Source organism: Paraburkholderia largidicola, assembly GCF_013426895.1.
Classification (GTDB): domain Bacteria; phylum Pseudomonadota; class Gammaproteobacteria; order Burkholderiales; family Burkholderiaceae; genus Paraburkholderia; species Paraburkholderia largidicola.
Window position 1 is genome coordinate 2,336,084 of sequence record NZ_AP023174.1, and the last position, 20,955, is coordinate 2,357,038.

Consider the following 20,955-nt stretch of genomic DNA (forward strand, 5'->3'; position numbering starts at 1 on the left):
ATGACCAAAAACACGATCAATCTATTGCCCGCCCAGCAGTCTCACGAACAAACGGCAACGCCAGTAAAGAAACCAAACCACATCCAATCAGATACCAGGCCGGCGCAAGCGTATTCCCCGACAACTGAATAAGCCACGTAGCGAAGAACTGCGCGAAACCACCAAAAATCGACACACCGAGACAATAAACAATCGACATCCCAGTAGCGCGAATCTCGCGCGGAAACATCTCGGGCAACATGACGATATTAGGCACAGCCGTAAACGCAACGAGCACACCCAGCACAGCAACAACCAAAAGCAGCACCGGCACAGTCGGCACGGCATTGATCACCATAAACGCCGGATACACAGCCGCGATCAACAGCACACGCGACACCCCGAGCACCCGCTTGCGCCCATACCGATCCGACAACGACCCGGCAAACGGCGAGCAGATCACCGTAACGAAAGCAGCCGTCCACGAAGCCCACAACGCCAGCGACATCGGCAGATGCAGGATCTTGATCGCGTAAGTCGACAGATAAAACAGCACGATATAGTTCGCCGCCGTGCCGCCAATCGTCGTCACGACGCCCGCTGCAATGGACCCCCTATGCGTGCGGAAGATCTCCCGCACCGGCTTTGCAATCGTCGCAGCGTCGACAGCAGGCGCATCGCCGGAAGACACGGGCATCGGCAACGTCTCATCGAGATGCCGCCGGATATACACGCCAATCGGCCCCATCGCCATGCCGATCACAAACGGTACCCGCCAGCCCCAGCTTTCGAGCGCATGCGTCGACAGCAGCGCGGCCAACGCGACGCCAAGCAGCGAGCCGACCACCGTGTTCAAACCCTGGCTCACGAACTGCCAGCTGCCATAAAAACCGCGCGTACGGTCGCTGCCGTACTCCATCAGGAGCGACGTCGACGCACCAATCTCTCCGCCCAGCGCAAAGCCCTGAACCAGCCGCGCAACGATCACGAGCACAGGCGCAGCAAGGCCAATCGATGCATACGTCGGCGCGAACGCGATGATCGCCGAGCCGAGCGTCATCAGCCACAGCGTCAGGCTCATCGCCGCCTTGCGGCCCGCGCGGTCCGCATACGCGCCAAGTACCACGCCGCCCACCGGCCGCATGATGAACCCGACGCCGAACGTGCCGACCGCGAGCATCAGTTGCGCAAGCTGTCCTTCGACGGGAAAGTACAGCTTGCCGATGATCGTCGCGAAGAAGCTGTAAATCGTGAAGTCGAAGAATTCGAGGCCGTTGCCGAGCGTGATCGCGGCGATCGCTTTCGCATGGCTCACGCGCTGCGGTTGCGCGTCGCTCGTCGATGCGTCGTCGTTCGGTGTAGAGGCCGATGCGGCTGAGTAAGTCATATCCGTCTCCCGGATGCGTCAGACGAGAAATGATTGCGCGAGTCGCACCCAATAAGCAGCGCCCGTCGCGAGGCAATCGTCGTTGAAGTCGTAGCCCGGGTTGTGCACCATGCAGCCGCCCTCGCCGTCCCCGTTGCCGATGATCAGATACGCGCCCGCGCATTTTTCGAGCATGAACGCGAAGTCCTCACTGCCCGTCAGCGGTTGCATGTTCGCGATCAGGCCAGCGTCGCCGACCCAGTCGCGCGCGACCTGCGTCGCGAAGGCCGTCATCTCGGCATCATTGACGAGCACGGGATAGCGGCGCTGATAGTCGACCTCGGCGCGCGCGTTGTACACCGACGCCTGTCCGTGCACGACTTCCAGAATGCGCGTCTCCAGATAGTCGCGGACCTCGGGCTTCAGTGCGCGCACGGAGAGGCGCATCTCGGCCGTTTCAGGAATCACGTTGGACGCTTCGCCCGCGTGAATCGCGCCGACCGTGATGATCGCCATATCGAGCGGCGCGACGTTGCGCGACACGATGGTCTGCAACGCCAGCACGATCTGCGCGCACACGACAACGGGATCGACGGCCTTGTGCGGCACCGCGCCGTGGCCGCCGCGCCCCGTCACCTTGATGATGACGGTATCCGACGACGCCATGAACGAACCCGGCAGAAAGCCGAACTTGCCCGTCGGATGACCCGGCATGTTGTGCATCGCGAACACGGCGTCGCACGAGAAGCGCTCGAACAGCCCGTCTTCGATCATCTTCTTCGCGCCGGCAAGACCCTCTTCGGCGGGCTGGAAAATCAGGTTCAGCGTGCCGTCGAACGAACGTTCCTGCGCAAGATGCTTCGCGGCGGCGAGCAGCATCGCCGTGTGGCCGTCGTGGCCGCACGCGTGCATCTTGCCAGGCAGCTTGCTCGCGTACGGCAGGCCCGTCTGCTCGTGGATGGGCAGCGCGTCCATGTCCGCGCGCAGGCCGAGCTTGCGCGTACCGCTGCCCACTTTCAGTTGCCCGACGACACCCGTTCTGCCCAGCCCGCGTGTCACCGTATAGCCCCACTCGGCGAGCTTTTCGGCGACCAGATCGCCTGTCACGTGTTCTTCGTACGCAAGCTCGGGATGCGCGTGAATGCGGCGGCGCAGCGCAATCATTTCTGCTTCGAGATCGGCGATGCCGGCGGGGATGACCATGGTGTTCACGCTGCTGTCTCCATCGAGTGTCTGTGAACCCAGCATAGCCGCCCGTTTTTTTGACGGGCAGGCGGGAAACGGTTACGGTGGCAACCAATGGTTGTCACCCACGATGCCACCTTTCATCCGCCCGACATGAAACTGCATCAACTCAGCACCCTCGCCGCCATCGCGGAGACGGGCAGCATCCGCGCCGCGGCGCGGCAACTGGGGCTGTCGCCCGCGGCCGTCACCAAGTCCGTGCGCGAACTCGAAGCGGACCTGCGCGCGCCACTGGTGATACGCGGCACATCGGGCGTCGCGTTCACCGAATACGGACGTGCGCTCGTCGTCCATGCGCGGCTCGTGCTCGGTCAGCTCGCGCGCGCCGAGGCCGAACTCGAAGCAATGCGCGGTGCTTCGGCGGGGAAACTCTCGGTCGGTGTGACGCCGTGGCTCGCCTTGACGTTTCTGCCGGAGACGGTCAACCGCTTCAAGCAGAAAATGCCCGACGTGCAGCTGGAATTCTTCGAAGGATTATTGGCTGTCGTGCAGCCGCGTCTGCGCGACGGCAGCCTCGACTTTTCGATCGGGCGGCCGCCGCCTGCGTCGCCGCAATCGGAGTTTCACAACGTGCCGCTTTTTTCGACGCATTCGGCCGTCGTCGCGCGACGTGGGCATCCGCTGGGCGAATGCCGCACGCTGCACGAACTGCAAGACGCCGAATGGGTGTTGAACTGGGACCCGGCGAGCCGGGAGTCGATGGCCGACAATCTGTTCCGCAAGCGCGGCATGAGGGTGCCGCACACGATCCATCTCGCGCATTCATTTGCCATCGTGCTGGGCCTGCTTCAACAGACGGATTTCCTGAGCATCTTTCCGTGGCCGCTCGTCGAGGTGAGCATCGCGAAGGAGAATCTTCGCGCGTTGCCGTTGCGAGAAGTGGTCGATGAGACGATCGTCAGCATCACATCGCGGCGCGGCGTGCCTGTCAGTCCCGCGGGTGCGTGTTTTATCGAATGCCTGCGCGACGTGATCGATGAAGGCGCGCGGTCGCAGGATGCGGACCGCCGCCGTCTGTTTCATTCGATCGAACTGCTTTTTTAAGGCTTATTTGTGGCTATTTTCCGTACCCGACGACGCCCTTGATCTCCAGGAAGTCTTCGAGTCCGAACTCGCCGTACTCGCGCCCATTCCCCGACTGACGATAGCCGCCAAACGGCGCTTCGGGCGAGTACTCCGCGTAGTTCAGATAGATCGTGCCTGTGCGCAGCCGCTTCGCGACGGCGCGAGCGCGTTCGAGCGACGCCGACTGAATATAGCCCGCGAGACCGTAGATGCTGTCGTTGGCCATCGCGACGGCTTCGTCTTCCGTGTCGTAGCCGAGAATCGACAGCACGGGTCCGAAGATTTCTTCGCGTGCGATCGTCATGTCGTGCTTCACGTGACCGAACACGGTCGGGCGCACGTAGTAGCCGTCGCCGAGACCTGCCGGGCGTCCCGGTCCGCCCGCTGCAAGCACCGCGCCTTCACGCACGCCGGCTTCGATCATCGACTGGATCTTGTCGAACTGCTGCTGGCTGATGACAGGCCCCATATCGCTCGACGGCGCATCCGCCGCACCGACGACGAGCGCGTCCGCCACTTCCTTCGCATAGGTCAACGCTTCGTCCATCCGCGCGCGCGGCACGAACATGCGGGTGGGCGCGTCACACGACTGGCCGCTATTGTCGAAACATGCCCGCGCGCCACGCGTGACGGCGTCGCGCAGATCTGCGTCTTCGAGAATCAGGTTGGCGGACTTGCCGCCCAGTTCCTGATGGACGCGCTTGACGGTATCGGCGGCGGCCTTCGCGACTTGCACGCCTGCGCGCGTCGAGCCTGTGAACGACATCATGTCGATGTCCTTGTGGCGCGACATGGCATCGCCCACCACCTGCCCTTCGCCGTTGACGAGATTGAACACGCCCGCGGGCACGCCTGCTTCGTGCAGGATTTCCGCGTAGAGCATCGCGCTCATCGGTGCGAGTTCCGACGGCTTGAGTACCATCGTGCAGCCTGCTGCGAGCGCCGGTGCGACCTTCGTCGTGATCTGCAACGCGGGCCAGTTCCACGGTGTGATTAGACCGCATACGCCGACGGCTTCCTTGCGGATCAGCATGCTGCCTTTCATCTGCTCGAACTCGAAGTGCTGCAGCGTGCGGATCATCGTTTCGAGATGCGCGGTGCCCGTCCACGCCTGCGCGTCGTGTGCGAACTGCTTCGGCGCACCCATTTCGCGGCTGATCGCGTCGACCATGTCGTCGTAGCGCTTGCGATAGACCTCGAGGATCGCCTGCAGCAGGTCGATGCGTTCTTGCACCGTGGTTTCCGAATACGAAGCGAACGCGGCTTTCGCGGCTGCGACCGCGCGATCGACGTCGCCTGCACTGCCGAGCGAAATCGTTGCGAACGGTTTAGCCGTGGACGGGTCGATGACGTCGAGCGTTTTGGGCTCGATCGGGTCGATCCATTTGCCGTCGATATAGAACTGCGTGGCTTGCTGCATGATGTTTCCTCTCATTGGTCCGATGCGTTACATCGACTGTTCTCGAACTACATGTCTTCAAATCGAAATTCATTGGCGAGCGTGTTTGGCTCAGACTCGCGTTTCCCAATCAACCCGCTTTGAATTGCGATTCATTCTGGAGACTTTGACATGAGCAACATTACCTTTACCCGTATCGATGTGAAGGGCCCTGGCGCTACTGGCCTGCAGCCGGCTTTGCATGATCCTGCTGATGTGATTCTCGATGGCGCTAAAGCGCCGCATGCGGCGACGGCTTTTTCTGATGCTGACAATGTGCTCACGGCTGGGGTGTGGCAGTGCGATGCCGGTACGCTCAAGTTGTCTGATCTGCCGATTCATGAAGTGTGCGTGCTCATCGAAGGTGAAGTCGTGATCACCAGCGATGATGGGCGTTCGGATCACTATAAGGCCGGTGATGCGTTCATTTTGCACAAGGGCTTCTCGGGTACGTGGCATATGCCTGTTGCTACTAAGAAGTACAGTGTTGTGTATTGTGGGTGAAGGTTTTAAGGTTCTGGCCTGAGCCGGCCGCGCGGTTTGTGCGCGGTTTTTTTTTCGCCTTTTGCGATGGGGTCCGCGGATTGCGTTTTTGAGGGCATCCGCGTTTTGTTACTGGTGCTTCAGGCGTCGCCCCTGTGCGGGGCGGCACCTACTTTTCTTTGCCGCCGCAAAGAAAAGTAGGCAAAAGAAAGCGGCTAACACCGCCAATCCTTGTGTTTGCCTGAGGGCCCCCAAAGGTTCTTACGCTTCACACGGCAGCCACGTGACCCACGTTCGTTGCCAGCGCGCTTGCAGTGCGCCTCACCCGCTTCACGCTCCCGCTTTACAGCATGCCGCGCCAGATAGTCCGTGGCCGCCCAGGTGGCAAACTGTGTGTCGGCCCGCGTGCTCCACACGCCTCACTTCGGACCGATAGCACACGCGTCCCACCTGTAAGAGCGCTTACTTACACGACGCGACAACCTACACAGAGTTTGCCACCTGGGCGGCACATACCATTCGCTGCCGCGCACCGTTGTACGGGTGCCTGAAGCGGGTGATGCGATTGTTCGAAGCGCTGGCAACGAGCATCGGCGAGGGCACTGCCGTGTGAAGCGCGGGGACGTTGGGGGCCCGTGGATAAGAACATGGGCTGGCGGTGTGAGCCGCTTTCTTTTGCCTACTTTTCTTTGCGGCGGCAAAGAAAAGTAGGTGCCGCCCCGCACAGGGGCAACGCTTGCGAACCAATAACATCACGCGGATGCCAGCGCAAAACAAAAGCAAACCACCCCAGCGTCGCAGACAAAAAAAACCTACATCGGAAACCCAAGCGCCTTAATGGAATTAATCCACCACCGCCTCCATCCACCCCGATCATCCGCCCCATCAAAGGCATTAAAAGTAATCTTCGCAGCGATCCACCGCACAGGTTCAGGCGGAATATAAGAAGGCCCTTTCCGCGAGATATCGAGCGAAGTGATCAACGTATCGCGATTCCAGAGCATCTCGAGCCCCATCCTCGCACCGAAGCGACTCCCGGCAACGCCAAACCCGGTGTACCCGGCAACGAACACCGTCTTCCCACCGTGGTACTTACGCGCAAACACGGCACCGCGAGAACAGTAATCAATCGGCCCACCCCACGCATGCGTGAACTTCACATCATCCAGCTGCGGGAACGTCCGATAAAAAGCCTCTGCGAGCTTGTAGTAAGTCCGCTCATCGCGATCCTGAGCGGGATTGTTCTCCCCACCAAAGTGATAACTGACACGCCCGCCAAAAATGATCCGATTGTCCTTCGTGAGACGGAAGTAATTGAGCTGCGTCCGGGTGTCATACACACCCTGCCGGTTCTTCCAGCCAATCCGCGACATCTGCTCTTCCGTCAGCGGACTCGTCGCGATGATGTGATCGCGCACCTGCATCACACGCCGGTTGATATCCGACACACCGACATTCGCAGTACCCGTGCCGAGCAACACACGCGGTGTATCGATCCGTCCCGCCTGCGTATGCACGATCATCTTCTTGCCCGCGTCTTCCAGACGCGTCAGCGGCGAATGCTCGTATAACCGCACGCCGAGTTTCAAGGCAGCTGCCTTGAGCCCCCAGGCAAGCTTCGCCGGATGAATCGTCCCGCTGCGATTACGCGACCACATCGCACCTGCAAACAACGGCGAATCCAGTTGCTCACGAGCCTTCTCGCTATCGAGCAATACCACGTCATGCCCATGCGACACATGCAGTTCGAAGTCGTTCTGCAAATGGTCCAGATGCTTTTCGTCGACGGCCACCGTCATTTCGCCGTTCCATTCGACGTCCGCTTCGATGCCATAGCGCACCAGCGATTCCTTGAAGCCGTCGAGATTCTCCTGCCCCAGACGCTCCAGTACATCGAGATCTTTCGGGAACACACGCGTCGCATTCGGCAGACCATGCATCACGGACGTCGAAATAATCCCGCCCGGACGGCCCGATGCACCATAGGCAACCTTGCCTGCTTCGATCAGCACCACGTCCAGACGAGGATCGTTTTCCTTCGCCTGAATGGCTGCCCACAAGCCCGTAAAGCCGCCGCCGACGATCACGAGATCGGCCGTGGTCGGCCCGATCAGTTCGCGTTCGACGGCAGGCGCCGCCGGATTGTCCAGCCAGAACGGAAACAGCTTGACACCTTCGAATGCGCGTTTGACCGACTCGCTCATCTTCTCACCTGCTCAATTCCAATCTTTGATAATGATGCCACTAGCGGCATGCTCTCTTTTATTACGCGGCGTCCTGCGTGTCGAATACTTCTTCGCGCGGCGCCGTCATCCTGTTGCCTCGCATGCCTTCCGCCGTGCGCGGCTCGACCACCTTGATGTGCGCATGCGTGGCCTTGTGGCTGCCGCGCAGCCATCGTCGGCCTTGCGGACCATACACGCCGTCCGGCTCAGGGAAACATTGCAGCAGCGCCACGTACAACGTGCAAGCCATCGTCAGCGCGACCGGCAAGCTGATGTCGAGGCCGCCTGCGAGTTCACCGAGCGGGCCGACGAACTGATCCGGCAGATTGACGAAGCACAGGCCCGTCAGCGCGCTCGGCACCCACGCGCCCATCGCGCGCCAGTTCCAGCCGTGTGTGAACCAGTAGTGGCCGCCGCGTCCGCCGCGATTGAACACCTGCAGGTCGTCGGACAGATAGAAGCCGCGACGCGTCACGTAGCCGATGATCATGATCACCATCCACGGGCAGCTGCATGTATTGATCAGCACCGAGAACGTCGACACGCTTTCCACGAGGTTGAACACGAAACGCCCGAGAAAGATGAAGCCGATCGCAGCACAGCCGATCAGGAACGTCGCACGTACACGGTTGAGCAGCTTCGGGAACATGCTCGACATGTCGAGGCCCGTACCGTACAGCGCTGTCGTGCCCGTCGACATGCCGCCGATGATCGCAATCAGACACACCGGCAGAAAGAACCAGTTCGGCGAGATCGCCAGCAGTCCGCCGACATAGTTGTTCGACGCAATGAAGTCGGGCGCCTTCTGCGCGATGATCGTCGCCGTCGCGAGACCGAAGAAGAACGGCACGAAGGTCGCGATCTGCGCAATGATCACGGCGAGCATCGTGCGATGCTTCGGCGTGTTCTGCGGAATGTAGCGCGCCCAGTCGCCCATCGTCGAAGCAAACGAAACGGGATTGCTCAGCGCGACGAGCACCGCACTCACGAACGCCGGCCAGAAACCCACCGCGCCCATCGCAAACTTGCCCGCGTAGTGGCTGTCGAACGGTCCGGCAAACGCGAAGATACCCGCGACGAACAACAGGCTCGCCGTCCATACGGCAATCTTGTTGACCCACAGCATGAAGCGAAAGCCGTAGATACACACCGTCAGCACGAGCACCGCGAAGATGCCGTACGCGGCGCTCAGCGTGAAGCCGTTCACAGGCAAGCCGAGCAGATGATTCGCGCCGCCAACGAGCGCGTCGCCTGAACTCCATACCGCGAGCGAAAAGAACGCGACGGACGTCAGCAGTGCGAGAAACGAACCGACGATCCGCCCATGAATACCGAAGTGCGCGCCAGACGAAACGGGATCGTTCGTGCCGTTGCGCATGCCGAACAGACTCATCGGCGCAAGAATGCACGAGCCGACCAGCACGCCGATCACGATCGACGCGACGCCCGCCCAGAACGACAGACCGAGCAGCACAGGAAAGCTGCCGAGCACGGAAGTGGAAAACGTATTGCACCCGCCGAACAGCAGGCGGAACAGATCGATTGGCCGCGCATAGCGGGACGCGTCGGGAATGCGTTCGAAACCGAAGGTCTCGACGGTCGTGATACTGGTGTTGTTGCTCTCGGTGGGGCTGCTCATGTCTCCGACTCCTCTGACGGCCAGGGAAATCACACGGCTCGCTACTGGCTGGCGGCGTCCGCTTTTTAACAAATGTCTGGCCGCCACTGTAAAGAGAAACAATTCGGGCAAAAATATCGTCGGCGCAACCTTTACTTCGATATCAGTCGATGTAAGCGGAAAACCTTGCCCACCAAGGCTTTGCAGGCTGATAGCCGGGTTGCTGAAAGTCTCGAAAGCGGCGTGCGAGGCGTAAAACGTCGAAAAGAATCGGCAGATTTCAGGTGCGGCGGCGCTTCCTTGCGGCCGCAACGGCCGGCATCGGAATCGGTACGCTGCCTTTCGCGCCCTCTTCGATCAGGAAGTCGCGAAACAGACTCGCGACGTGCGGCAGACGCTTGTCCGACACATGCATCACGTACCAGTCGCGCTCGATCGGGTTATCGGGCAGCGGCAGCAGCGCGAGCAGCCCCGCCTGAAATTCCAGCGAGCACGCGTGCAGCGACAGAAACGAAATGCCGAGCCCCGCTTCCACCAGTTGCTTGATCGCCTCGTTGCTCGACAGTTCGGAGCCGATGTGGATCTTGTGGCCCGCCTGCCTGAACAGGTTTTCGACCGTCGAACGCGTGCCCGAGCCGCGCTCGCGCACGAACAGGTTCGCCGATTCCAGATCGCCGAGCGTGAGACGCTTCTTTTTCATCAGCGCATGCGAAGGTGACGCGACGAACGCCATCGGATGCTTCGCGAACGCGGTGGCGACCGTGCGCAATTCACGCGGCGGGCTGCCCATCACGGCGAGATCGATTTCATGCGTCGCCAGCATGCGGATGATGTCCGCGCGATTGCCCACCTTGAATTGCACCTTCACTTGCGGACGCGCTTCCGTGAAGCGCACCAGATAAGGCGGGATCAGATACTCGGCCGTCGTGATCGCGCCGATGCGCAGCGTGCCGCCCTGCTCGCCGTGCAATGCGGCGAGGTCGTCGGCGGCACCGTTCCACAGGTCGAGAATCTCGAGCGCATAGCGCGCGAGGATTTCCCCCGCCGCTGTCAGTTGTACGCCACGACCCACGCGCTGCAAAAGCGGCGCGCCCGCCGCATCTTCCAGCAGGCGGATCTGCAACGACACGGCGGGCTGCGTCAACCGCAATTCCTCCGCCGCGCCCGACACGCTGCCGAGCTTCGCCACCGTATGAAGCGTCTTCAATTGACGAAACGTCGCTGCCTTTAACATAAGTAAAAACCTATATGTTCGGTACAAACATTAAATTGTGCTGCGGTTTCGCCCAATTCTATACTCGACCTCACTGATGATGTTCACGCATCAATCCGCATTGAAAAACGTTTCAGGAGAGTACGCATCATGGCCTCGATCGATCGACACACCGCAAGTAGCACACGAACTGCGCCGCACCGAATCGTCGTCGTTGGCGGCGGCGTCGGTGGACTGGGACTCGCAACGCGTCTTGGCGAATCGCTGGGCAAGAGCGGGCACGCGCAAGTCGTGCTCGTCGACCGCTCGCCGACGCACTTCTGGAAGCCGTTGCTGCACGAGGCCGCGTCCGGCCAGATCGACCCCGCCACGCATCAGTTGCAATTCGCGGTACAGGCGCGGCGTCACGGCTTCGAGTTCGAACAGGGTGCGCTGCAATCGCTCGATCGCGCGCAGCGTCACATCACGATCAGCGCAACGCGCGACGACAATGGCCGCGAAGTGCTGCCCGCGCGTCATATCGCGTTCGATACGCTCGTGCTCGCGCTCGGCAGCGTGACCAACTACTTCGGCGTGAAGGGCGCGGAGCAACACGCGCTGCCGCTGGAATCGGTCACGCATGCGGAATCGTTCCGCCGCAAGCTGCTCGATGCCTGCACGCGTGCTAACCATGTGCGGCGCGTGAGCGGCGCGCAGCAGGTGCAGCCGGTATCGATCAATATCGTCGGCGCGGGCGCAACGGGCGTCGAGCTTGCCGCGGCGTTGCGCGACAGCATCCGTTTGATGCATCGCTACAGCCTGTTCGCACTCGACCCGGAACGCGACTTTCGTATTCGGTTGATCGAAGGCACGGAGCGTGTGTTGCCCGCGCTGTCGCAACGTATTTCAGCGCGGGCGCAGCGGATACTCGGCGGGCTCGGCGTCGAAGTGCTGACGACTACGCGTGTGACGGAAGTGCGCGCGGATGCCGTGCTCACGCACGACGGCCAGCACCTGCCGAGCGATATCGCGATCTGGACGGCGGGCATCGCCGGACCGCCCGTGTTGCGCGTGCTCGACGGCATCGACGTGAACCGCAACGCGCAAGTGCTCGTGACGCGCACGCTGCAGGCCACGAACGACACGAACGTCTTCGCGCTCGGCGATTGCGCGGCCTGCCCTTCGCATGCGGACGGCTTTCTCGCGCCGCGCGCACAGGTCGCGCATCAGCAGGCGATGTTTCTGGCGCGCGCGCTGAAGTGCCGCGTCGGCGGCGAAGCGCTGCCCGAGTTCACGTATCGCGATGCGGGCACGCTGGTCGGCTTCGGCGATGTGGGGACGATCGGCAGCCTGAGCGGCCTGCGCGAGCGGCCGATGTTCGTCGACGGCTGGCTCGCCACCGTCGTGTACCGGCTGATTTATCGCCGGCACGTGATGACGGTCACCGGCTTCGCACGCATGGCGCTCGATACGGCGAGCCATTGGCTGCGGCGCCGCGTGCATCCCGTGATCCGGCTGCATTGAGACGCGCATCACCCAGTCATGCACAGAAAGGCAGGCGGTCAGTCGAGAAACTCGGCGGACCGCTTGCGCAACGCGGCCCCAAAGTCGTCGAGCCAGCCGATCGACAACCGCCAGCTCTGCCAATACAGATCGACGTCGAGATGCTTGCCCGGCGCCATGTCGATCAGTTCGCCGCTTTCGAGTTGCGCGGCGATCATCCGCTCCGGGCACATTCCCCAACCCATCCCCGTCCCGCACGCGCGCAAGAAACCGGATACGTGTGGAATCCAGTGCGTCGGCGCATCGATTTCGCCACGCGTGATCTTGTGCACGAAGCGCTTTTGCAACTGATCCTTCGGATTGAAGTCGACGCATGGCGCGCCGCGCAGCGTGTCGCGACTGACGCCTTCACTGAAATAGCGCTCGTAAAACGCCGGCGTGCAGACGGCGCGATAACGCATACGCCCCAGACGCGTCGAGCGGCAGCCCTGCACCGGCTCCGATTGCGTCGTCACCGCCCCTTGCACGCTGCCGTCGCGAATCCGCTGGGCGGTATGGTCCTGATCGTCGATCACCAGATCGAGCAACATGCCGCGCTCCGCGCAAAAATCCGCGACCGCGTCGATGAACCATGTGCCTACGCTGTCGTCGTTCACCGCGACGCGCAGGGTCGGCCACGGTTCGAGCAGCGCACCGGGCAGTTCGGGCATGCGGCCATTGAGTTCCGCTTCCAGCAATTGCACGCGCTCCGTGTGGCGACACAACAGTGCCCCCGAACGCGTCGCTGTACACGGCTGCCCGCGTTTGACGAGCACGCTGCCGACGCGCTCCTCCAGCAGTTTCACCCGTTGCGACACCGCGGAAGGCGTCACGTTCAGCGCGGTGGCCGCGCGGTCGAACGAGCCGTGGCGCACGACGGCCGCAAGCGCATCCAGCAAAGCATAGTCGAGCATTAGCGTTCCTTAAGCGGCGTTACGGAAATTAGCTTCTCTTATTCTAACGACGACGGCACACTCACGCCATCCGATTCCTTCTTTCCTGCAAACCCTATGAACTGGCTGGCTTTTTCGCATGGCGCCGCGTTGTGCGCCTCGTTGATCGTCACTATCGGCGCGCAAAACGCGTTCGTGCTCCGTCAAGGCATCATGCGCTCGCATATCGGCAAGATCGTGCTGCTGTGCACGCTGTCGGACTTCCTGCTGATTGGCGCGGGCGTGGGTGGCGCGTCGGTGCTCGTCGAGCGTTACCCGACCTTCATCCATTCGCTGCTATATGTGGGCCTCGCCTATCTCGCGTGGTTCGGCATCAGCGCACTGGTGCGCGCGGTGCGGCCCGGCCATGCCACCCTCGATACCGACGCGAAAACCGACACCGCGCCGCCCGCGCAACGCGCGTTGCCCATCGTGCTGATGACGCTCGCGTTCACGTGGCTCAATCCTCACGTGTATCTGGATACGTTTCTGTTGATCGGCACGGCGGGGGCACGGGAAGCGCAAGGCTCGCGTGCCGCGTTCGCGGTCGGCGCGATGGCCGTCAGCGCGATCTGGTTCGTTGCACTGGGCTATGGTGCGCGTGCGCTCGCGCCGCTGTTCAAGCGCGCTACGGCCTGGCGCGTGCTGGATGGTGCGATCGGCAGCATGGTGTTGCTGCTGGCCGTCACGCAGTTGCGCTGAATCGTTGATACACGGATACGCGGACACGCGGGTCCGCTGATCAGCGCCTGAGCGAAACCTTCGTCAGCGGTTCGGCGTCTTTGATGATCGAATGGCTCATGCCGATGGTCTGCAACCCGCCGTCCGCCACATACGGCACGATGCCGAGCGCACTGATCTTCTGCACGATGTCACGGCGGCATGCTTCGTCTTCCGGCGGGCAATAGTCGATTGAAATGACGGGCAGGCTGTAGCGCTCGTGTATCTCGCGCGCCTTGCCGAGCAGCCATTCGCGGTCGTTGCCGGGCACTTCGTCGTAGCGCTGATTTGCCTGGTCCCACCGGCCGAACAACGATTCGAACGCAACGGCCGCAACCTGATCGTGCACCTGCGGCAGAATTTCAAAACCCCGGTTCAGTATCAACCGCGCTTGCGGATAGCGCACCTTCAATTCGCGCAGCACCGCGCCAATACCCGCCTGCTGCTGCATCCGTTCGGCGTCCGTCTTCGCGACGAGCTGATATGAATCCAGCGTGTCGAGAAAAAAGCCGCGATAGCCGCGTTCCCACAGGGGTTTGATGATCTGGTCGACGAAAAACGCGGGCCATCCCGAAGCGCTCTGATCGACGACCGTCGACGCCCACGCCGCATTGCTGCCCGCAAACCACGTCTTCGGCATCTTCGCGTAGTACGCGCGCTCTTTCGTCACTTCGCCGACGCTCACATAGGCGTACCAGTTCGGGCAATGCGCCATATGCGCGCGCGGATCGAAACCGCTGTCGGGTTCGATCACCACGGTATCGAACGGTTCGAAGCGCTCGGCCTGCACGTTCGCGCCGTAGAAGAACGCCACCGCCCCGATTCCCGTCGACGAAGCCCGCTTGCAGGCGGCCAGCGCGGGCCGCACCCACGCAACCGACAGCAACAGGATCACCACCGCCGCGCAAGCGACGACGATCCACGAAACGCCGAGACGGGCGAGCGAACTGGCTGTCATAAACCGTTCAGTTGCGCAGCATGTAAGTTTCGTATTCGAGCTTGCTGAACTTGCGATCCAGGAGTTGCACGGCGGCAGCGACGAGAATCAGCAGCGTCAGCGCGAAGCCATAACCATAATAGTCCGGCTGCATGTACAGCGTCATACCCGTCAGGATACCGTTCAACAACACGAATGCAAGACACAGGCGCAACACCGTGCGCCGCGCGTCGAGATAGAAGAACACGTTCAGCAGACCGAGCAGCAACACCTGCAGGCTCGCGGCAATGACGTCGACCATCATCAGCGGCATATACAGCGACGAAATGCCGAGCGCATCGAGCACCAGATGGCCGAACGCGAGGATCAGCAGCAGCACCACCGCCTGAATCTTCACGATCTCGTACAGGCCCGCGCGCACGCTGCCGACCATCATGTCGCGCATGTCGTTGATATGGCGCAGCGTCGCGCCGCTGCGCACGGCGTCGTAGAAGCGGTCGTAGTATTCGACGAAATCCGCTTCGATTCGCACGAGGAACGTCGCCATGCCCGGCATCACGCACACGTAGGCGATAAAAACGGGAATGTCGTAAATGACGGACGCATGCAGCGGCCCGATCACTTTCGATCCCGTGCCGGGCGCATACCAGAACATGAACTTGTCGAGCCACACGCCGAGGTTGAACAGGAAGCCCACCATCGCGAGACTCGGGTAGGCGAAGCGTTTCTGGAACACCTCGAACGAGATGAAGCGCGGGCTGCGATAGTTGCGATAGATCAGCCCCGACAGACCCGCGAGCAGCACGACATGCCCGGCGACGAAGCCGCCGAGCAAGCCCGACAGTCCGTGTGTATTGAGCATCAGCGCGAACGCGACGGTGCAGCCGTAGCCGATCGCGAACACAAATAGAATCTGCCGGTACTGCTTGACGCTCGACAGAAAGATCACCGCGATCCAGATGTTGCTGACGACGACGAAGCCCGCCACCATCAGCAGCCGGTACATCAGCGGCTCGCCTTGAAAGCCGAGCGCGACGGCAATGACGCCGAGCACCCCCGATGCCGCCGTCGAAACCAGCACGACGCCGTTGTAGTTCGACAGCACGAGGTCGTCGCGTTTCTCGAAGATCCGGTCCGAGATGAAGCGCGTGAAAGACAGTTGCAGCGGCCCGGTAAGGATCAGACTGCACGCAATCAGATACGTCACCGACACCTGGAACTGCACGATCGCGTACTTCGGTATCACGAACGCGAGGCTCATCACGCCGATGACCAGAATGCCGAAGATCGACAGGATCAGCGGACCGGAACTGATCAGCCCTGCGTACGCGTAAGCGCGCGCGACGCCGAACAGCGTCTGGTGCTTCAGGATCTTGCGAAGCTCGAAACCAATGCCAGCCATCAGCGCACCCCTTCCGTCTGTGCCGGTTGTGCAGGTTGCGTCGACTGTGCCGCTGCCGCCCTGCCCGCATGCATCGGGCAACCACCGCCCTGCTTGCCTTCAGCGGATTTATCTTGCGAAGGCGCCGCCATCAAACGCTGATACAGCACACGATATTGATCGATCATCTGCGCCTTCGTATAGAAACGCCGCACGCGCGCCAGTCCCGCCTGTTGTGCAGCCAGCCAGCGCGGCTCGTCGCCGAGCAGATCGAGCACGGCCTGCGCGAACGCAGCGGGATTGGCGATCGGCACCACGCTGCCCGCCGCGCCCAATGCGCGGTCCTCGTCGCCATAGCCTTCGATCAGCTGGCGGCACGAACCCACGTCCGTGGTGATCGACGGGATGCCCGCCGCGAAGCCTTCCAGCACGACGAGCGGCAAGGCCTCGCTGATCGATGTCAGCGCGATCACGTCGACCTTCGGCAGAATCTCGTCGATACGCTGGAAGCCGAGAAACTTCACGTTGTTCGCGAGACCCAGACTCTCCGCCAGCGCGCGGCATTCCTGCGCGTACGACGGGTCTTCTTCCTCGGGCCCGACGATCCACCCTTCGATATCGGGCATCGCGCGCGACGCGATGAAGAGCGCGCGAATGAAAGTCTTGATGTCCTTGATCGGCACCACGCGGCCGATCAGCGCGACCACGTTGCGCGGCCGTACCGCACGCTTGTCGACGAGCGGCGCAAGACCGTCGACGTCCACGCCGTTCGGAATGTTGCGCGTGCGCGCGGCTTGCGCGCCATCGGTGATCTGCCGCTGACGGTTCGCTTCGTACAGCGCGACGATATCGTCGGCGGCGTCATAGGCGAGCTTGCCGAGCGCCTCGAAGAACCGCACCCACAGTTCGCGGAAATAGCTGATCTTCGAAATGTCGCGCTCGAACGCGCCGCGGTTGTCGCGGATCCATTGGCTTTGCAGCAGATCGATCTTGCGCTCTTTCGTATAGATGCCGTGCTCGGACACGAGCAGCGGCCGCCCCGTCCGATAGTGCAGCAACGCGCCCAGAAAGCCCGCATAACCCGTCGATACCGTGTGATAGACCTTCGCGGGCGGCAACTGCTCGGCGACGCGCGCGAGCTGCCACAGCGGCTTGTGCATGATGCGCACGGTCCAGAAGTAATCGGTGAACGACGGGTCGGTGCAATAGCGGTGATACTGATCGACGATGAAGTCCCACGCCGCGCGGCTCGTCAGGAACTGTTCCTCGCTGAGCGGCGCCTTGTCGCCGATCAGTTGCACCATGCCGGCCATCATCGCGCCGGCATCGACTTCGCCGCCGTTGCGCCAGGCCTCGTGCAGCGCCGCCGATTGCGCAAACGCCTGCGCATCGCCGGGAATTTCGCGCGCTGCCTGATCATCGGCAGCGGCGTTCTCGTACAGATAGTGCGCTTCGAAGTGCACGACGTTATCGGGCAGCGGATAGGCCGCCGCCTTGTAGTCCTCTTCACGGCTGCCGATGAACGCAATCGCAAAGCGGATCTCCGGGTACGAGCGGAGCATTTCGTTGACCCAGCTCGACACGCCGCCGCGCACATACGGGAACGTGCCTTCGAGCAGCAGGCAGACATCGGCGTCCGCAGCGCGGCGCATCAGTGACGGTTTCATGTGGACCAGTAACGCGCAACAGGTTTGAGCATCGGCAGCGCCGCGGCATTGCCGAGCGACGCAAGCAGTTCGGACACGCGCGCATAGTCGCCGCGCAGATATTCGACTTCGGCGAGCCACGGCACCAGACGCTCGCGCGGAAAACCGAGCGATTGCGCGCGGTCCATGTATTGCGCGGCTTCGTCGGCGGCGCCGTTGGTCAGCGCGAGGCGGCCGCGAATCATCCACAGCGCCGCGTCGCCTGCGTCGATCTCGAGCGCGGCGCGCGCATGGCGGTCGGCCTGTTCGAGCGTGTGGCGATAGACGACGCCCTGCACGAGGTTTTGATAGATCAGTTCGAAGTAAAGCTCGGCGAGTTGCCGGTTGATCGCATGACGATCCCCTTCCGACTGCGCCGTCTCCAGCGTCTTCGTCGCATGGAAGATGCGCTGCATCACGTCGTTTTCGGCCTGATCTAGCGTGCCGTATGCGATCAGGCGCACGTCTTCGACCGGGTCCGCGAGCAGATCGCGCAGCAGCGTGCCCGTCGTGCGGGTCGGCATATTCTGGATCGCGACGAGCGCCGACAGGCGATCAGCTGCCGCGACCTTCGTGTTCACGAGCCGCGCCTGCAGGCGCGCACCGCCGCCGTGCGAAACACGCGACATCAGATACGTGACGAACTCGGGCGCGGGCACGTCGCCCATCTCGTCGTCCGCATGCGAGGCCGGATAGCAGGCCGCCCAGATGCAGCTCACCAGCACGACGAGGCCGCCGAGCAGCGGCACGAAGGTGCACGCAAGACCAAGCAGCAGCAGGCTCCACGCACGCGGCTCGCGATAACGCAGCGGCAGCAGCAGACGGAACAGCAGCGCCTGCAGCACCCCGCACACCAGATTGAACGCAACGGCGGGCAGCAGCGGATCGTACGCGGCAGGCGTATTCGCGAAGTACACGATGCCCACGCACTGAATGCCGGCAACGATGACGATGCCGAGCACCGCGAGCACGGCGACCAGTGCGGCAACGAAGCCGCTGCCGCTGGAGCGGTTTGCGGTGGCCTTATCCATCGATGCCACTACGCAGAAGAAGGCGCTTCATCGCCGGGCCCGGCTCGTCGCCGCCCAGATGCAGCGTGTGCACGCCGATGCGCGCGCCTTCGAGGTCGAGATTGAACTGCGCGCGCAGGCTCGATTCGATCCGCGCGAGGTAGCCGTCGACGCCCGTCGCATCGGTTGCGGGCATCAGGTTCAGCAGCACCGATTGCCCCGCCGATTTCACCGGCCACATCAGGTCGAGCGAACGACGACGGCGCATCACGTGCTCGAAGAACGAATCGCCGGCATCGTCATGCGGGAACACGAGCGCCACCAGCGACGAAGTAATGCCCGCCGAGCGTTCGAGGCGCGTGAGCCGGCTCACGTCGAGCGCGAATTCGTACGGGCAATCGGGCACGGCTTGCAGGATATCGCGCACCTGCTGCGAGTGCTCGACACCGTCCGCGTAATAGCCGAGCAGCACGAGCAGCAGTTGCAGATTGTCGAAATTCAGCGACAGGAACGGCATGCGGCGGATGGCGAGCATCGCGAGCATGCTGCCATCGGCGGAAATCAGCGGCGCGCACACCAGCAGATGCGTGTTCGTCACTGGCCGCTCTTCGCTCTTCAGATGCGCGACGGCATGGGTTTCGAGCGCGCGCTGCACGAGTTCGTCGCGCGGATCGAAGTCGAACGTATCGCCGATATGCGCGAGCGCGTCGCGCCCGACCTTTCCATCATGCACGGGATACAGCGCGGCCACTTCGATCTGACAGGCCTGCGCGACGAATTCGAGCAGCTCGCGCGTGCCGGGCATATCGGCCGACGCGCGCGGCTTCGTGTCGAGACCATGCGCGACGGAAATGCGGCGCAACTCGGTGATCGAGTCGCGCAGCGTGGTCGGCTTCGTCAACAGGTCCTTTTCGAGGCGCTCGTGCGACAGGCGCATCAGATAGTGACTGTTCGTGATCGCGACGAGCCGGTCGTTCAGATAGTCGTTGATCGCGTTCGCGCGCTGCGCGCGGCTGCCCCACGTATCGCCGAAGTGGCCCGCGACGATGGTCTGCAGCACGCCGCCCGTGAAGAACAGCGTCGGCCACGCGGCCGTGCTGCCCGGCATCAGCACCTGCGTGAACAGCTGGTAGGCGCCGATCAGCATCGCGCAGCCGAGCAGGCCGAGCAGCGTGCCGTAACGCAGCGCGACGACGAGCGGCGCGAACCACAGCCACGGGAAGCCCGTGTGCAGCAGGAACGGATCGTTGCGATCGAGCGCGTACGAGACCGCGAAGACCACGCCGATGAACACGACCGTCTCCACGATGGAAAACGGCCGCGACACCGCGGGCGCGACGAGACGCCGCCACGCGCTCAGGTTGCCGAACGGGTTCGATTGGCGCGGCTTGGCCGCACCATTGGCGGCACTGGCGGCGCTTTGCGCGCTGACGGTATTCACAGCCGACTCCTCATCACGTGTCGAATTGCTCTGGTGTTGCAGATTGCCGCGCGCGTGTCAGAAACCACGCGACCGACGCGCGACGCCATCAGCCGCGCGTGCGCAGCGGCGACAGCAGGCTGCCGATCAGCGACGAAGCGACGCTCGACAGGCTCGAACGCGTCCAGCCGCTCCTCGAACCCGTCGCGCTCCACACCACCTGACCCGACGCCACGTCGATCAGTTCGAACGTCACGCCCGCGACGGGCTCGCCGTCCACGCCGACCTTGTAGCGCCACTCTTCCACGGCGCCCGTCAGCACGTACTTCACGCGCTGCTCACGGGCCCATGCGAGCTTCTTCTCGCCGATATCGCGCTGCGCGGTGTCGAACATCGCGTTCGCCGACGCATCGACGGGCGCCATGCGCACATCCGCAAAACCGTTCTGACGCAAGGCATTCGCCGCAATTGCGGCGGCGCTGCTGCCCGCTGCCGGCGTTTCCGTGAAGTTCGCCATCGTCACCACGGCGACGGAGTCCTTCGATTCGATTGCGGGCGAACCCGCCTGGCGAATCGAACCGCACGCGCCCAGCACCAGCGCCGATGCGGCCGCTGCCGCCACCCACTTGATCAAACGTGTCCAGCCGTTGATGTTGCTCATCGAACCACTCCTCAGAAATGTCGTTATCGTTTCAATTCGCCGGATCAGCAGAACCC

Annotated in this window: 17 protein-coding genes; 4 read left to right on the forward strand and 13 right to left on the reverse strand. The window is 62.5% G+C overall.

Translation table 11 applies throughout. The annotated features are described in order from the left end of the window. Nucleotides 1-16 precede the first annotated feature (16 nt). Nucleotides 17-1,366: an MFS transporter gene (locus tag PPGU16_RS10475; RefSeq protein ID WP_180719930.1), complete on the reverse strand. Its 1,350-nt coding sequence runs from the start codon at nucleotides 1,364-1,366 to the stop codon at nucleotides 17-19. An 18-nt stretch (nucleotides 1,367-1,384) separates the two neighbouring features. Further along, on the reverse strand, nucleotides 1,385-2,557 hold the full coding sequence (locus PPGU16_RS10480) for a M20 aminoacylase family protein (protein WP_180719931.1): 1,173 nt from the start codon (nucleotides 2,555-2,557) through the stop codon (nucleotides 1,385-1,387). A 126-nt stretch (nucleotides 2,558-2,683) separates the two neighbouring features. Between PPGU16_RS10480 and PPGU16_RS10485 the strand changes: the two genes are divergently transcribed. Next, nucleotides 2,684-3,634, forward strand: a complete 951-nt coding sequence (locus PPGU16_RS10485) for a LysR substrate-binding domain-containing protein (RefSeq protein ID WP_180722601.1) — start codon at nucleotides 2,684-2,686, stop codon at nucleotides 3,632-3,634. A gap of 13 nt (nucleotides 3,635-3,647) precedes the next feature. Here the strand turns inward: PPGU16_RS10485 and PPGU16_RS10490 are convergent, their stop codons facing one another. Beyond that, on the reverse strand, nucleotides 3,648-5,075 hold the full coding sequence (locus tag PPGU16_RS10490; RefSeq protein WP_180719932.1) for an aldehyde dehydrogenase family protein: 1,428 nt from the start codon (nucleotides 5,073-5,075) through the stop codon (nucleotides 3,648-3,650). Nucleotides 5,076-5,225: 150 nt separating this feature from the next. Here PPGU16_RS10490 and PPGU16_RS10495 point away from each other — a divergent pair, with 150 nt between their 5' ends. Next, a complete protein-coding gene (locus tag PPGU16_RS10495; RefSeq protein WP_180719933.1) occupies nucleotides 5,226-5,597 on the forward strand; it encodes a cupin domain-containing protein in 372 nt (123 codons plus the stop codon). Nucleotides 5,598-6,388: 791 nt separating this feature from the next. On the opposite strand, the gene PPGU16_RS10500 is transcribed toward PPGU16_RS10495, so the two are convergent. From PPGU16_RS10500 to PPGU16_RS10510, 3 genes are all read right to left on the reverse strand, one after another. After that, nucleotides 6,389-7,780 (reverse strand): NAD(P)/FAD-dependent oxidoreductase, encoded by a 1,392-nt coding sequence (locus tag PPGU16_RS10500; protein ID WP_180719934.1) that lies wholly within the window; start codon nucleotides 7,778-7,780, stop codon nucleotides 6,389-6,391. A 61-nt stretch (nucleotides 7,781-7,841) separates the two neighbouring features. Further along, nucleotides 7,842-9,440: a purine-cytosine permease family protein gene (locus tag PPGU16_RS10505; RefSeq protein ID WP_180719935.1), complete on the reverse strand. Its 1,599-nt coding sequence runs from the start codon at nucleotides 9,438-9,440 to the stop codon at nucleotides 7,842-7,844. A 259-nt stretch (nucleotides 9,441-9,699) separates the two neighbouring features. Continuing rightward, a complete protein-coding gene (locus PPGU16_RS10510; protein WP_180719936.1) occupies nucleotides 9,700-10,653 on the reverse strand; it encodes a LysR family transcriptional regulator in 954 nt (317 codons plus the stop codon). A gap of 129 nt (nucleotides 10,654-10,782) precedes the next feature. Between PPGU16_RS10510 and PPGU16_RS10515 the strand changes: the two genes are divergently transcribed. Beyond that, a complete protein-coding gene (locus PPGU16_RS10515) occupies nucleotides 10,783-12,135 on the forward strand; it encodes an NAD(P)/FAD-dependent oxidoreductase (RefSeq protein ID WP_180719937.1) in 1,353 nt (450 codons plus the stop codon). Between the two features lie 38 nt (nucleotides 12,136-12,173). Here PPGU16_RS10515 and PPGU16_RS10520 read toward each other — a convergent pair whose 3' ends face one another. After that, nucleotides 12,174-13,067 (reverse strand): LysR family transcriptional regulator ArgP, encoded by an 894-nt coding sequence (locus tag PPGU16_RS10520; protein ID WP_180719938.1) that lies wholly within the window; start codon nucleotides 13,065-13,067, stop codon nucleotides 12,174-12,176. Between the two features lie 96 nt (nucleotides 13,068-13,163). On the opposite strand from PPGU16_RS10520, the gene PPGU16_RS10525 reads away from it, so the two are divergent. Then, nucleotides 13,164-13,787: a LysE/ArgO family amino acid transporter gene (locus tag PPGU16_RS10525; RefSeq protein ID WP_180719939.1), complete on the forward strand. Its 624-nt coding sequence runs from the start codon at nucleotides 13,164-13,166 to the stop codon at nucleotides 13,785-13,787. A gap of 40 nt (nucleotides 13,788-13,827) precedes the next feature. Here the strand turns inward: PPGU16_RS10525 and PPGU16_RS10530 are convergent, their stop codons facing one another. The 6 genes from PPGU16_RS10530 to PPGU16_RS10555 form a co-directional block, all read right to left on the reverse strand. Next, on the reverse strand, nucleotides 13,828-14,763 hold the full coding sequence (locus PPGU16_RS10530) for an endo alpha-1,4 polygalactosaminidase (RefSeq protein WP_180719940.1): 936 nt from the start codon (nucleotides 14,761-14,763) through the stop codon (nucleotides 13,828-13,830). A gap of 7 nt (nucleotides 14,764-14,770) precedes the next feature. Continuing rightward, the gene (pelG, locus tag PPGU16_RS10535; protein ID WP_180719941.1) at nucleotides 14,771-16,144 is read right to left on the reverse strand and encodes an exopolysaccharide Pel transporter PelG; all 1,374 of its coding nucleotides are present in this window, start codon (nucleotides 16,142-16,144) and stop codon (nucleotides 14,771-14,773) included. Continuing rightward, entirely contained in the window at nucleotides 16,144-17,790 is a 1,647-nt protein-coding gene (gene pelF / locus PPGU16_RS10540; protein ID WP_180719942.1) for a GT4 family glycosyltransferase PelF, read from the reverse strand. The genes pelG and pelF overlap by 1 nt, the downstream gene beginning before the upstream one ends. Beyond that, nucleotides 17,787-18,839, reverse strand: a complete 1,053-nt coding sequence (locus PPGU16_RS10545; RefSeq protein WP_180719943.1) for a tetratricopeptide repeat protein — start codon at nucleotides 18,837-18,839, stop codon at nucleotides 17,787-17,789. The genes pelF and PPGU16_RS10545 overlap by 4 nt, the downstream gene beginning before the upstream one ends. Further along, nucleotides 18,832-20,259: a PelD GGDEF domain-containing protein gene (locus tag PPGU16_RS10550; RefSeq protein WP_180719944.1), complete on the reverse strand. Its 1,428-nt coding sequence runs from the start codon at nucleotides 20,257-20,259 to the stop codon at nucleotides 18,832-18,834. Before PPGU16_RS10550 ends, PPGU16_RS10545 begins: the two co-directional genes overlap by 8 nt. 88 nt (nucleotides 20,260-20,347) lie before the next feature. After that, on the reverse strand, nucleotides 20,348-20,899 hold the full coding sequence (locus PPGU16_RS10555) for a penicillin-binding protein activator LpoB (protein WP_180719945.1): 552 nt from the start codon (nucleotides 20,897-20,899) through the stop codon (nucleotides 20,348-20,350). Nucleotides 20,900-20,955 lie beyond the last annotated feature (56 nt).